Annotated in this window: 12 protein-coding genes; 2 read left to right on the top strand and 10 right to left on the bottom strand. The window is 70.3% G+C overall.

From position 1 onward, the window contains the following. Positions 1-42 precede the first annotated feature (42 nt). A complete protein-coding gene (locus OG338_RS14925; protein WP_405937796.1) occupies positions 43-735 on the top strand; it encodes a hypothetical protein in 693 nt (230 codons plus the stop codon). An 82-nt stretch (positions 736-817) separates the two neighbouring features. On the opposite strand, the gene OG338_RS14930 is transcribed toward OG338_RS14925, so the two are convergent. The 9 genes from OG338_RS14930 to OG338_RS14970 form a co-directional block, all read right to left on the bottom strand. Continuing rightward, positions 818-1,624: an HAD family hydrolase gene (locus OG338_RS14930; protein WP_405937797.1), complete on the bottom strand. Its 807-nt coding sequence runs from the start codon at positions 1,622-1,624 to the stop codon at positions 818-820. Beyond that, entirely contained in the window at positions 1,621-2,910 is a 1,290-nt protein-coding gene (gene serS / locus OG338_RS14935; RefSeq protein ID WP_405937798.1) for a serine--tRNA ligase, read from the bottom strand. The genes OG338_RS14930 and serS overlap by 4 nt, the downstream gene beginning before the upstream one ends. A 518-nt stretch (positions 2,911-3,428) precedes the next feature. Continuing rightward, complete coding sequence (gene pheA, locus OG338_RS14940; RefSeq protein ID WP_405937799.1) at positions 3,429-4,364, bottom strand: prephenate dehydratase; 936 nt, start codon at positions 4,362-4,364, stop codon at positions 3,429-3,431. Positions 4,365-4,423: 59 nt separating this feature from the next. After that, positions 4,424-5,710 carry an iron uptake transporter deferrochelatase/peroxidase subunit gene (efeB, locus tag OG338_RS14945; RefSeq protein ID WP_405937800.1) on the bottom strand — a complete coding sequence of 429 codons (1,287 nt, stop codon included), beginning with the start codon at positions 5,708-5,710 and terminating at the stop codon, positions 4,424-4,426. A gap of 8 nt (positions 5,711-5,718) precedes the next feature. Further along, positions 5,719-7,668, bottom strand: coding sequence for a copper resistance protein CopC (locus OG338_RS14950; protein ID WP_405937801.1), 1,950 nt, complete (start codon positions 7,666-7,668; stop codon positions 5,719-5,721). A gap of 14 nt (positions 7,669-7,682) precedes the next feature. Next, the gene (locus OG338_RS14955) at positions 7,683-8,132 is read right to left on the bottom strand and encodes a copper chaperone PCu(A)C (RefSeq protein WP_405937802.1); all 450 of its coding nucleotides are present in this window, start codon (positions 8,130-8,132) and stop codon (positions 7,683-7,685) included. Further along, entirely contained in the window at positions 8,129-8,782 is a 654-nt protein-coding gene (locus OG338_RS14960) for an SCO family protein (protein WP_405937803.1), read from the bottom strand. The genes OG338_RS14955 and OG338_RS14960 overlap by 4 nt, the downstream gene beginning before the upstream one ends. A gap of 69 nt (positions 8,783-8,851) precedes the next feature. Beyond that, the gene (locus OG338_RS14965; protein ID WP_405937804.1) at positions 8,852-9,580 is read right to left on the bottom strand and encodes a YcnI family protein; all 729 of its coding nucleotides are present in this window, start codon (positions 9,578-9,580) and stop codon (positions 8,852-8,854) included. A gap of 140 nt (positions 9,581-9,720) precedes the next feature. After that, complete coding sequence (locus OG338_RS14970; protein WP_405937805.1) at positions 9,721-10,533, bottom strand: hypothetical protein; 813 nt, start codon at positions 10,531-10,533, stop codon at positions 9,721-9,723. Positions 10,534-10,801: 268 nt separating this feature from the next. On the opposite strand from OG338_RS14970, the gene OG338_RS14975 reads away from it, so the two are divergent. Then, entirely contained in the window at positions 10,802-11,341 is a 540-nt protein-coding gene (locus OG338_RS14975; protein ID WP_405937806.1) for an ATP-binding protein, read from the top strand. A 35-nt stretch (positions 11,342-11,376) separates the two neighbouring features. Here the strand turns inward: OG338_RS14975 and OG338_RS14980 are convergent, their stop codons facing one another. Continuing rightward, positions 11,377-12,837: an aminopeptidase P family protein gene (locus OG338_RS14980; protein WP_405937807.1), complete on the bottom strand. Its 1,461-nt coding sequence runs from the start codon at positions 12,835-12,837 to the stop codon at positions 11,377-11,379. Positions 12,838-12,865 lie beyond the last annotated feature (28 nt).

The following is a 12,865-nucleotide window of genomic DNA, read 5'->3' on the forward strand; positions in this document are numbered from 1 at the left end:
GCTGTCCATTTCCGCGAAGCTTTCACGAACGGAAGGCAGCTCATGCCGACGGAAGTCGCCTTGCTCGAATCACGCGCCCTGCGCGTCGAACAGATGGGACGCGTCGACGTCCTGGACAAGGTGAAGTGCCTTGTCATGCTCCCGGATGGGATTCACCTTCGCACAGAGGACGTGGCTCGTTACTTCGAAGTATCCACAAGGACGGTCAGGAGGCTGACCGACCGGCATCAGGTCGAGCTCTCGGAGAATGGTATGCGCGTACTGCGTGGCTCTGACCTGCGTGACTTCCATAGCGACATGGTGTCGCTATGGGGTGGCGACGAAGGGGAAAGTTATCCACAGGCAGCCACTCAGCTGCGTCTCTTCACCCGCCGGACCGTCCTCAACGTCGCCATGCTTCTTCGCGACAGCGACGTCGCCCGGTGCGTGCGTACGTATCTGCTCGACGCCGAGCAGGACCTGCGCGCGGGATACGCGTCGCTCGAACACCGCGTAACCCGGGTCGAGAGCCACCTGGCCGGTGTGGGCATCGCGCTCCAGGAGCTGGGCCCGGTCCTCAACCGGATGTCGCACCGGCTGGACAGCCTCGACCGCAGGCTGGAGGCGACCCACCAGGTCGTCGGCGCCATGAGCGTCAGGCTCAGCGGGGTCTCCGAGGACGTGGTCCGGCTCGACGACCGCATGGACGCCCTGGCGCGCAATCTGAAGGAGCTGAACCGCCGCAACAAGCGCTGATCCGGCGGACCCGGCAGGCGTAAAAAGCTCAGGGACCGAGGCGGCGCCCCGGTCCCTGAGCCGCGCGAAGAGTGTGGGCGGTCTACGACTCCCGCAGCAGCCGTTCCAGCACCACCGCGATCCCGTCGTCATCGTTCGACGTGGTCGTCTCCTGAGCGACGGCCTTCAGATCGGCGTGGGCGTTGGCCATGGCCACGCCGTGCCGGGCCCAGGCGAACATGGGGATGTCGTTGGGCATGTCGCCGAAGGCGATCGTGTCCGCGCCCTTCACGCCCAGCCGGCGCGCGGCGAGCGAGAGGCCGGTGGCCTTGCTCAGTCCCAGCGGCAGGATCTCCACGACCCCGGGCCCCGCCATGACCACGTCTACCAGATTGCCGACCGCCGCCCGCGCGGCCTTCGCCAGCGCGTCGTCGTCCAGCTCCGGGTGCTGTATGTACACCTTGTTCAGCGGAGCGGCCCACATCTCGGCCGGGTCCTGGACGAAGACGGCCGGACGCGGTCCTTCCTGGACGCGGTAGCCCGGCCCGACCAGCACCTCGCCGTCGAGCCCGTCGCGGCTCGCGGCCAGCGCCAGCGGACCGACCTCGGCCTCGACCTTGGAGAGGGCGAGCCCGGCGAGCTGCCGGTCCAGGGTGAGCGACGTGAGCAGCCTGCGCTCACCCGCGTGGTAGACCTGAGCGCCCTGCGCGCAGACGGCCAGTCCCTCGTAGCCGAGGTCCTCCAGGATGTGCCGGGTCCACGGGACGGCGCGGCCGGTGACGACGATGTGCGCCGCGCCGGCGGCGGCGGCGGCTTTCAGCGCCTCGCGCGTCCGCGCGGAGACGGTTTCGTCGTCGCGCAGCAGGGTGCCGTCGAGGTCGGTCGCGACGAGCTTGTAGGGGAAGGTCACTTGGCGACCGGCTCCAGAATCTCGCGCCCGCCCAGGTAGGGGCGGAGCACCTCGGGCACCCGCACCGAACCGTCGGCAAGCTGATGGTTCTCCAGGATCGCGACGATGGTGCGCGGGACGGCGCAGAGCGTGCCGTTCAGGGTGGCCAGGGGCCGCGTGGTCTTCTTGCCGTCGCGGTTGTCCCGCATCCGGACCGAGAGCCTGCGCGCCTGGAACTCGCCGCAGTTGGACGCCGAGGTCAGCTCGCGGTACTTGCCCTGGGTCGGGATCCACGCCTCGCAGTCGTACTTCCGGGTGGCCGAGGCCCCCAGGTCGCCGCTGGCGACGTCGATGACCTGGAAGGGCAGTTCGAGGCCGGTGAGCCACTGCTTCTCCCAGTCCAGGAGGCGCAGGTGCTCGGCCTCCGCCTCCGTTGGGTCGACGTACGAGAACATCTCGACCTTGGTGAACTGGTGCACCCGGAAGATGCCGCGGGTGTCCTTGCCGTACGTCCCCGCCTCGCGGCGGTAGCAGGAGGAGTAGCCGGCGTAGCGCAGCGGCAGCTGCTCCGCGTCGATGATCTCGTCCATGTGGTACGCGGCGAGCGGTACCTCGGAGGTGCCGACCAGATACTGGTCGTCCTTGTCCAGGTGGTAGACGTCCTCCGCGGCCTGGCCGAGGAAGCCGGTGCCCTCCATGGCGCGGGGGCGGACCAGGGTCGGGGTCAGCATCGGGGTGAAGCCGGCCTCGGTGGCCTGGGCGATCGCCGCGTTGACGAGGGCGAGCTCCAGCAGTGCGCCGACGCCCGTCAGGTAGTAGAAGCGCGAGCCGGAGACCTTGGCGCCGCGCTCCATATCGATCGCGCCCAGGGCCTCGCCGAGCTCCAGGTGGTCCTTGGGCTCGAATCCCTCGGCGCCGAAGTCGCGGATCGTCCCGTGCGTCTCCCGGACGACGAAGTCCTCCTCGCCACCGACCGGTACGTCCGGGTGGACGATGTTGCCGAGCCGCAGCAGCAGGTTCCTGGTCTCCGCGTCGGCCTCGTCCTGGGCGGCGTCTGCCGCCTTGACATCGGCCTTGAGTTGCTCGGCGCGGGTCAGGAGTGCGGTGCGCTCCTCGGGAGAAGCCTTGGGGATGAGTTTGCCGAGCGATTTCTGCTCGGAACGGAGTTCGTCGAAAGCGACCCCGGACGACCTGCGCCGTTCGTCGGCGGAGAGCAGGGCGTCGACGAGTGCGACGTCCTCTCCCCGGTTGCGCTGGGAAGCGCGAACACGGTCGGGGTCCTCACGAATCAGGCGAAGGTCAATCACTGCTCCAGGCTACCGGTGTCGGCTTGGCCCACTTGAACCGATAGGGACAAGCGTGGCGCTTTGCCCGAATTGCCAGTATTCGTCATTGTGGAGCGAGTGGGTCACGAGGCTTGCGTGGTGGGGTAGTTGGGCGGCGCTTTTCCACAGGAGTGGCCGACAGGTCAAAGTTATCCACAGGCTGTGGGGGAAGTCTGTGGACGTGGAGGAGATCATTCCGAGGGTCTGGTGGGAACGCGTGGATTCAAGGTTCAAACCCGTTTCACGCTCTCGTTCGAGTGGGAATTGCTAGCCCTAAAGAGTTGATCAACGGAATTGGGCTGACACGGGATGAACAGACGCCCTGTGGATGGGTGTGAGTAGGCCGTGTCGGTTTGTCGACCTTGTCGCATTGTGGTGTCGACTTGTCCCCAGGTGTAATCCCCTACCTGTGGATAACTTTTCCCGAGTTGGAACAATCCTCTGATCACACCAGTCCTGTGGACACAAAGCGGCCCTGGGCCGGGAGACCCAGGGCTCGGTCAGGCCCGCCCGTCCTGGTTGCGTGCCAGCCAGTCGGACGCCTCGGTGAACTCCGCGTCGGACGTTCCCGCGCGCAGCGCGCGTACATCCTCCGGAGTCACACCGGCCCGCGGGTAGGAACCGAGGAAGCGCACATTGGGGCAGATGCGCTTGAGCCCCATCAGGGCCTCGCCGACCCGGCGGTCGGAGATATGGCCCTCCGCGTCCACCGCGAAACAGTAGTTGCCGATGCCGGCCCCGGTCGGCCGCGACTGGATCAGCATCAGGTTCACCCCGCGCACCGCGAACTCCTGGAGCAGTTCGAGCAGGGCGCCGGGGTGGTCGTCGCCCAGCCAGATCACCACGGAGGTCTTGTCCGCACCGGTCGGCGCGGAGGGCCGGGCCGGACGGCCCACGAGCACGAAGCGGGTCTGCGCGTTCTCCGCGTCGTGGATCTCGGTCACCAGCGGTTCGAGGCCGTACCTCTCCGCCGCGAACTCCCCCGCGAAGGCGGCGTCGTAGCGGCCCTCCTGCACGAGCCGCGCACCGTCCGCGTTGGATGCCGCCGACTCCCAGACCGCCTGCGGGAGATGTGCGGCCATCCAGTTGCGTACCTGCGGCTGCGCTGCCGGGTGAGCGGTGACCGTCTTGATGTCGGACAGCTTGGTGCCGGGCCGTACGAGCAGCGCGAAGGTGATGGAGAGCAGCACCTCGCGGTAGATCATCAGCGGTTCGCCGCTGGTGAGCTGGTCGAGGGTGGTGGTGATGCCGCCCTCGACGGAGTTCTCGATCGGTACGAGCGCCGCGGCGGCCGTTCCGTTGCGCACCGCGTCCAGCGCCGCCGGTACGGAGACCATCGGGACGAGTTCGCGGGTGGCGGCCTCCGGGAGCGTACGGAGGGCGACCTCGGTGAAGGTGCCTTCGGGGCCGAGATAGGCGTAGCGCGTGGCGGACATACCGTCACCCTAATGCGCGGTGAAGGCGCAAAGGCCCCGGACGGGTGGGCCCCTGCGGCTCAGGACTCCAGAAGCCGCTGCCCCACGTACTCACCGGCCGCCGCCCCGCCCGGCACCGCGAACAGCCCGCTCGCCTCGTGGCGGATGAAGGGGGAGAGCGCGTCCCCCCGGTCCAGCTTGCGCTGCACCGGGACGAAGCCGCGCAGCGGGTCCGCCTGCCAGCAGATGAACAGCAGCCCGGCGTCCGGGGTACCGTCCTGGGAAATCCCGTCGTGGTACGAGAACGGCCGGCGCAGCATCGCCGCACCGCTGTTGCGCTCGGGGGACGAGATCCGGGCATGCGCGTTGTCCGGGATCAGCAGCTTGCCGTCCGGGCCCGCCTTGTCGAGGTCCATCGCGGTGGTCTCGGTGCCGCCGCTGAGGGGGGCGCCGTCCGCCTTGCGTCGGCCGATGACCCGCTCCTGGCGCTCCACCGCAAGCTTCTCCCAGTCGTCCAGGAGCATCCGGATCCGCCGGACCACCGCGTAGGAGCCGCCCGTGAGCCAGTCGTACGCCGGGTCCTGGCCACCGGGGACGAACAGGCGCTCGGTGAAGTCGTCGTCCGTGGGCTTCGGGTTGCCGGTGCCGTCGATCTGGCCCATCAGGTTGCGGGCCGTCATCGGCTTCGCGGTCGCGCCGGGCGTGCGGTTGAAGCCGTTCATCTGCCAGCGCACGGTGGCCGTCGCGGCGGCCTCCTTCTGTACGGCCCGCAGCGCGTGGAAGGCGACGAGCGCGTCGTCGGCGCCGATCTGGACCCACAGGTCCCCGTTGGACCGGCCGGCGTCGAGGTGGTCGGAGGAGAACGGCGGCAGCGGGGCGAGTCCCGGCGGGCGGTGCGCGGTGAGGCCCGTGCGTTCGAAGAAGGTGGCGCCGAAGCCGAAGGTGACGGTGAGCGAGGACGGGCCCGCGTCCAGTGCGACACCGGTGTCGTGTCCGGTGCCGTCCGCCGCGCCCGTGGTGGGTTCGCCGGCCATCAGTCGCCGCGCCACCGCGGACCACCGGCGCATCAGGGCGGCGGCCTGCTTGCGCCCGGCTCCGGGGGCGAGGTCGAAAGCGATCAGATGGCCGGACGCCTGAAGCGGAGTGGTGATCCCCGGTTGATGTTTCCCGTGAAACATCACCTCGGTGGAGCCGACCGTGGTCAGCGCGGCCGGTGCCTCGTCACGGGTCGCGGCATAGCCGGTGGCGCCGCCGGCCGCGCCGAGGACCAGTCCGGTCGCCCCGGCGGCGCCTGCGGTGCCGAGCAGCCGCCGCCGGGAGAGGGCCTGGGTGTTGCTGGTGTCGCTGCTCGTGCTTTTTCCGCTCACGGTCCTGCTCAGCCGATCTTCACGTTCTTGTCGACCGTCGTCTGGTCGATGTCGGAGGTCCGTACCGTCACCGCGACCTTCCAGTCGCCCGCGATCGGGAGCTGGAGGCCGGTGGCGGTCCAGTGGCCCTCGGTCAGCCGGACCGGGGCGGCCGGCAGGGGGCCGATGTCCTTGGACTCCAGAGTGAAGGCGATCTTCACCTCGGGGACGTCCATGGGCTTCTTGGAGGGGTCCTCGATCCACAGGTGGATCACGTTGGCACCGGTGCGCCCCGGGTCGATGTCCACCCGTACCGTGCCCTTGCCGTTCGCACCGCCCGTGTCGAAGGGCATCGCGAGATTGACGGGACCGCTGTCCACGGGGCCGGCCGCCGCCGCCGACGTGGAGCGGGCCGCCTCTTCCTCCGTACGGCCCGGCTCGGTCGACGTGAGCACGGTGGTCACCGCCAGCAGGGCCACGGCGACGCCGACCTCGGCGAGCACGGAGCGGCGCAGCCCCGACCGGCCGGGGTCGGCGTCGCGTATCCGCTTCTTGTCGGCGGTGGCCACGGCGGCCCGCTGCCGGGCGAGCTGAGCGGCCCGCGCGGGGTCCTCGGCGGTGTCCGGTCCGGGCTCCGGCTCGGCGTCCGGTCCGGCCCCGGGCTCCGCGTCGGCTTCCGGCGTAATCGAGGCCGGGGCATCGCCGCCCTCCGCGAGCCTCGCCGTCCACCGGCGCGACATCGACGCGATCCCCACCAGGACGGCGACGAGCCCCACCTTGACCAGCAGCAGCTGCCCGTAACCCGTGCCGGTCAGCGCCGACCACGTGCCGACCTGCCGCCACGACTGGTAGACGCCCGTCGCGACGAGGACGACCACGCTGACGAAGGCGATCGTGGAGAAGCGGCGTACGGCCGCCGAGGTCAGATCGGGCGTGCGGTAGAGCGCGGTCAGCAGCGCCACAAGACCGCCCAGCCAGGCGGCGACGGCCAGCAGGTGGAGCACGTCCACGGGCATGGCGATGCCGGGCTGGATACCGGTCGACGCGTGCTCGGCGAGCGCCCAGGTGCCGGCGATACCGGCGGCGATGACCGTGCCGCCGATGGCGAGGCCGAAGGTGAGGTCCCTCTTCTCGCGCGGGTCCTCGCGCTTGGCGTACGCGCCGAAGAGCACGGCGACGAACAGCGCACTGGCGCCGAGCAGCAGGAGCCGCGAGACCAGGGCGGCACCGGGCTTGGTGTCGAGGACCGCCTTGAGGCCGTCGAGGTCGAGGACGTCCCCCAGCTTCCCGGACCCGGTGTACGAGCTGCGGAGGAGCAGCATCGCGAGGGTCGCCGCGGTGAGTGTCATCCAGCCGCGTACGACCAGACGTTGCAGCGGACGCGCACCCGCGCCGCGCTGCCAGCAGGCCAGAACGAAGGCGGCACCGCCCGCGAGCACGATGAACCCGGCGTACGCGGCGTAGCGCGCGATGTCGTAGAGCGTGCCGACGAGCCCGCCCCCGGCCTCGTTGTCGGGGAGGGCGACGGAGGTCTCGGAGGGAGCCCCGATGGAGAAGGTGAAGGCGCCGGAGACCGGGTGGCTGTCGGCGGAGACCGCCTGCCAGGCCACGGTGTACGTGCCGTTGCCGAGGCCGTCGCGCAGGGCGACGCCGTACTTCACGGTGGACCCGCTGTGCAGGTCGCGCGGGGCGGCCTTGGTGTCGGCGCGCTTGCCCGAGGGGTCCAGGACGCGGATGGAGTCCGTGCCGAGGGCGACCTGCTCGGAGAAGGTGAGGGTGATCTGTGTGGGTGCCGTGGCGACCACCGCCCCGTCCTGCGGATCGCTCCCGGTGAGCGCGGCATGGGCCGACGCGGGGGCCGCGACGGCCAGCAGCAGACCGAGGACCGCGCCGAGCAGCGCGGTGAGCAGTCCGGCCGCGGCGAGCGGCCGGCGCAGGGCGGACGGGGGCGGCCCGAAGGGCGGGGCGGTGGCTGTCATGGCGTGTCAGTCCCTCACTGCTTCTTCGGGTTGTGGGTGGTCTCCTTCACGGGAAGGTCGACCTCGATCGCGCCGGCCTTCTCGAAGTGCAGTTCCACGGACACCTTCTGGCCCTGCTTGGGCTGCTTCTTGAGCTTCATGAACATGATGTGGTTGCCACCACGTTCAAGGTCCAGCTCACCGCCCGCGGGCACGTCGAAGGACGTCACCTTCCGCATGACCTGGTTCTTCGTCTCGTGGATCGTGACGTCGTCCGAGAGCGGGCTGGTGACCGAGGTGAGGCGGTCGTCGCCGGTGCCGTTGTTCTGTACGACGAGGAAGCCGGCCGCCATGTCGTTGACGGGCTGCGGCATGAACCCGCCGATGACCTTCAGCTCCGGCTTGTCCGAGGAGGTCGAGCACCCCGCCAGCGTCAGGCCGGCGGTCACGGCCAGGACGGCGGCGAGGGTGGCGCGGTGGTTCACGGGTTCTCCCCTTCGACGATCTTGGGGAGGTCCTTGGTGTAGTCGTCGGGTGTGGTGTCCTCGCTGTACAGCAGGTAGCCCTTGTCGGTCTTCGGGGAGAAGGCGATGACCTGCGAGCCGTGCATCGAGACGACCGTGCCGTCCTTCTCCTTCGTCGGCGCGGAGATGCCGATGCCGATCTGCCGGGCGCCCGCCTGGATGGCCGGGAAGTCGCCGGTGAGACCGATGAAGGAGGGGTCCTGCGCCTTGAGCCAGCTGCCGAGGGAGGCCGGGGTGTCCCGTTCCGGGTCGGTGGTGACGAAGACGACCCGGAGGTTGTCCTGGTCGGCCTTGGGCAGGGCCTGCTTGGCGATGGCGATGTTGCTCATGATGAGCGGGCAGACGTCGGGGCAGTGGGTGTAGCCGAAGTAGATGAGCGTCGGCTTGCCCTTGGTCTCCTTGCGCAGGTCGTACTTCTTGCCGTGCGTGTCGGTCAGGACGAGGTCGGGCTTGGTGAACGGCTGGTCGAGCACCGTCGCGGCCTGCGTCTTCGTCTGCATCGACACGTCGGCCACGGGCTTCTTGCTGTCGTTGTCACTGCCGCCGCAGGCGGACAGGGTGAGCGCGGCCGCGACGACGAGCGCCGCGGCCGGAACGATCTTCTTAACCATGGAGCACTGTTCCTGAGAAGTTGGTGGAGCGGGTGGGGGCCAGGAAGAGCCTGGCCCCCGTGGGACCTGTCAGGCCGTACGCCGACGACCGGCCAGGACACCGAAGGCCACGCCGGCGACGCCGATGACGATGCCGACGATGCCGAGCACCCGGGCGGTGTTGTCCGAGGAGTCGGAGGAGGACGCCGAAGCGGCGGTCGTCTCGCCGCCCTTCTCGGCGGAGTCCGAGGACTTCGCGTCCGCGCCGGCCGCCCCGTGCGCGTCATCGGCCGCGGCCGTCAGCTTGAGGACGGGCGCGGGGGACGCGGGCTCGTCGGCGCCCTCCTTGGCCTCCTCGATCCAGCGCACGACCTCCTTGTTGGAGTACGTCTGGATCGCCTTGAACACCAGCTGGTCGGCGTCCTCGGGGAGCTTGCCGACGGAGAGCGGGAACTGCTGGAAGCGGCCGGGCTCGATCTTGCCACCGGTCCAGGTGACCTTGGAGACGGCCTCGTTGATCGTCTTTCCGTGCATCTCCAGCGGCTTGGCCAGCTTGCTCGTCGTCACCTCGATGTCCCAGCCGGGCACCGGCTGCGGCATGACGGACGCCAGCGGGTGGTCGGTCGGGAAGTTCACTTCGAGCTTGGTCGTCGAGGCGTTGTCACGCTCGTTGGGGACCTTGAAGTTGATGACGGCATAGCCGCCCTTGGCGGCCTCGCCCTGCGGCTGGACGGTGACGTGGGCGGAGGCCGTACCGGCGAGCAGCAGCACGGTGGAAGCGGCGACGCCGCCGACGAGGGCGATGCGGGAAACGTTCATAACAGGGATCACTCCACAAGGCACGAAGGGAAGGTGCTCCGGCGCACGGGTGCGCACCGGTATCGCGACGCCATGTCCGTACGGGTGAATGCGCGCCGAAACCCGAAGGGGCGGGTGCGCATCGTGTGGAGGGCGTCGCGTCAGGCTGCGAGAGCGAGCGCGGAGGGCGGTCCGCGCCTGATCACCAGGTGCTGCAAGGGATCCCCGGTGTCCGGGCGCGGTGCGTCCACGGCGGTACGAGGGGTGCGTGGCCCGGTCGCGGGCTCACCGGTCAGGCCGCTGCGCAGGGCGGCGACCAGCCGGAACGCGTCGCGCAGCGCCCGGAGCCGCGCCCCGGCCGCGACCTGCTGGGCACCGTGCGCCGACAGCCGGGCGAGCCGGAACAAGGCGACCTCTCCCCGCCGCAGCAGCCAGCCGGTGGCCAGGGCGGCCAGCAGGTGCCCGAGGAGCATGGGCAGGCCGGGCAGCGTGTGGAGGAGGCCGGCCGGGGTGGCCCAGGCCGGGCCGGAAGGGGCGGCGGCCAGATGCTGGTGCGCCTGAGCGGTCACCGCGGCCGGGTCGATGCCCGCGGTGCCGACGATGTGCCGCGCGTCGGCGGCGTTCAGCTGCTGGGGTCCGGCGCCGCAGACGAGGCTCGCCGCAAACCGGACCAGCGCGTCGTCGCCCGTGGTTCCGGGGGCCGTGGTGTGCGTGCCCAGCCCGAACAGGGTGTGCAGGGCGAGCTGTCCGCCGGCCAGGGCCGCGGTGATGGACGGCAGTGCGCGTTCGCGTCCGGCGAGGGGGACGGCCACCGCGAGGACGCCGAGGAATCCGGCGAGCAGCGTCCACCAGGGGACGGTCGCGCAGGCGGCCAGCGCGTGTCCGGCCGCGGACAACGCGACGCAGACCGCGGCGAACACCGCGGCCCTCAGTAGCCGTAGACCGGCTCCGGCGCGTCCCACTGACACAGACATGGCGGGGCCATCATCGCACCCGGCCCCCCGCCCCCGTACGGCAGGTCCGGAAGGTCGTCTTCCGGACGGATTGGGTGTGAGCAGGGCCGTTCGCGCGGATTCCGGCAGCTCCCGGGCCGGGCGAAACGGGCGTGTGGGACCGGGATACACGGGTGTGGTGCGTGCGGCTATCCGCCGAATGGGCGGCATCAGGGCATCCACGTGCTTACGACCGCCCCGGTGCGGCAATACGTAGCGGTATGTCTAGCCGCAACCAGGAGGCCGGAGCATGAGCATCTGGTGGTCACTCCATTTGCGGCGCGACGCTGCGAGCGTCCCGCTCGCCCGCCGGTTCCTGCTCGGCACGATGGAATCCGCGGGCGTGGACCCGGACATCTCCTTCGACCTGTCACTCGCGCTCAGCGAAGCCTGTGCGAACGCGGTCGAGCACGGTGGGGAGCACGACGCCGCCGCCGACGGCACCGGGAACGACCGGGACGGCTGGGAGGATCCGTCAGCCAGCGGCCAGTACCGGGTCACCGCTTATCTGGACGGCGAGAAGTGCCGTATCGAAGTCGCCGATTCGGGGCCCGGCTTTCCCACCCGGGGCGGGCCTCACACGTCGGAGCGGCAGCCCGGGTGCGGACTGCCGGACCCGCAGTACGCGTCGTATCCGCCCGTCACCGCCGAGGAGGGACGGGGCCTGTGCCTGATCGAACAGCTTGCCGACCACGTCCACTTCGGCAACCGCCCGGGGTGCGCCGGTGCGGTCGTGAGCTTCGACAAGGTCCTGAAATGGCGGAAGGACGCCCTGCTCATGGTGTCCTGAGCGGGCGCCCTCCCGTACGTACGGCAGGCGGCGGATCAGCCCTTGAGCCGGGCCATCCACGCCTCGACCTCGTCGGCCTGCCGGGGCAGCTTGTCCGAGAGGTTCCGGTTGCCGTCCTCGGTGACGAGGATGTCGTCCTCGATCCGGACGCCGATGCCGCGGTACTCCTCGGGCACGGTGAGGTCGTCGGCCTGGAAGTAGAGACCGGGCTCGACGGTGAGGCAGACGCCCGGCTCCAGGGTGCCGTTCACATACGTCTCGGTGCGCGCGGCGGCGCAGTCGTGGACGTCCATGCCGAGCATGTGGCCGGTGCCGTGCAGCGTCCAGCGGCGCTGGAGGCCCAGCTCCAGGACCTTCTCCACCGACAGGTCGCCGAGCAGGCCCCACTCGACGAGCTTTTCGGCGAGGACCCGCTGAGCGGCGTCGTGGAAGTCGCGGAATTCGGCCCCGGGCCTGACCGCGGCGATACCCGCCTCCTGCGCCTCGTACACCGCGTCGTAGATCTTGCGCTGGAGCGGTGTGAACGTGCCGCTGATGGGAAGGGTGCGGGTCACGTCGGCCGTGTAGAGGTCGTTGGTCTCCACCCCGGCGTCCAGCAGCAGCAGCTCGCCCGAGCGGACGGCACCGTCGTTGCGCACCCAGTGCAGGGTGGTCGCGTGCGGTCCGGCGGCGCAGATCGAGCCGTACCCGATGTCGTTGCCCTCGATGCGGGCGCGCAGGAAGAACGTTCCCTCGATGTAGCGCTCGCTGGTGGCCTCGGCCTTGTCGAGGACCTTCACGACGTCCTCGAAGCCGCGCGCGGTGATGTCGCACGCCTTCGTCAGCTCGGCGATCTCGAAGGCGTCCTTCACCAGGCGCGCCTCGGAGAGGTGGACCCGCAGCTCCTCGTCGCGCTCGGCGGTGACCTTGTCGGTCAGGGCGGCCTCGATGCCGGCGTCGTGGCCGCGGACGTTGCGGACGGGGCCGGTGGCCTCGGCCAGCGCGGCGGGCAGCTCGCGGACGTCCTTGGCGGGGATGCCCAGCAGCTGCTCGGCCTCGGCGAGGGAGTGACGGCGGCCGACCCACAGCTCACCCTGGCCGTCGAGCCAGAACTCGCCGTTCTCCCGGTTCGAGCGGGGCAGCAGGTAGAGGGTCGCCTCGTGGCCGTCGTCCGTCGGCTCCAGGACGAGGACGCCGTCCTGCGTCTGGTCGCCGGTGAGGTACGCGTACTCGGTGGAGGCGCGGAAGGCGTAATCGGTGTCATTGGAACGGGTCTTCAGCCGCCCCGCGGGAATGACCAGCCGCTCGCCGGGGAAGCGCGCGGAGAGCGCGGCGCGGCGGTCGGCGGTGTGACCGGCCTGGGCGATCGGCTCCAGGCCGGTCAGCTCGGTGTCGGCCCAGCCGGACTGCATGCTGGCGGCGAGCTCGTCGGAAACGCCCGGGTACAGGCCGTTCTTCCGCTGCTTGACCGGCTCTGTCTCTTCGGTCTCCGGGGTCTCCGGGAACTCCTCAGACACGACTGTTCTCCTTGATACGACACTGGAC

The organism is Streptomyces sp. NBC_00726 (genome assembly GCF_045161735.1).
Lineage (GTDB): Bacteria > Actinomycetota > Actinomycetes > Streptomycetales > Streptomycetaceae > Streptomyces.

What these genes read in the sequence shown, in the direction of transcription:
- OG338_RS14960 (WP_405937803.1), bottom strand. Translation starts at nt 8,782, where the DNA reads ATGGTTAAGAAGATCGTTCCGGCCGCGGCGCTCGTCGTCGCGGCCGCG.
- OG338_RS14950 (WP_405937801.1), bottom strand. Translation starts at nt 7,668, where the DNA reads ATGACAGCCACCGCCCCGCCCTTCGGGCCGCCCCCGTCCGCCCTGCGC.
- OG338_RS14925 (WP_405937796.1), top strand. Translation starts at nt 43, where the DNA reads ATGCCGACGGAAGTCGCCTTGCTCGAATCACGCGCCCTGCGCGTCGAA.
- OG338_RS14975 (WP_405937806.1), top strand. Translation starts at nt 10,802, where the DNA reads ATGAGCATCTGGTGGTCACTCCATTTGCGGCGCGACGCTGCGAGCGTC.
- pheA (WP_405937799.1), bottom strand. Translation starts at nt 4,364, where the DNA reads ATGTCCGCCACGCGCTACGCCTATCTCGGCCCCGAAGGCACCTTCACC.
- OG338_RS14970 (WP_405937805.1), bottom strand. Translation starts at nt 10,533, where the DNA reads ATGTCTGTGTCAGTGGGACGCGCCGGAGCCGGTCTACGGCTACTGAGG.
- OG338_RS14965 (WP_405937804.1), bottom strand. Translation starts at nt 9,580, where the DNA reads ATGAACGTTTCCCGCATCGCCCTCGTCGGCGGCGTCGCCGCTTCCACC.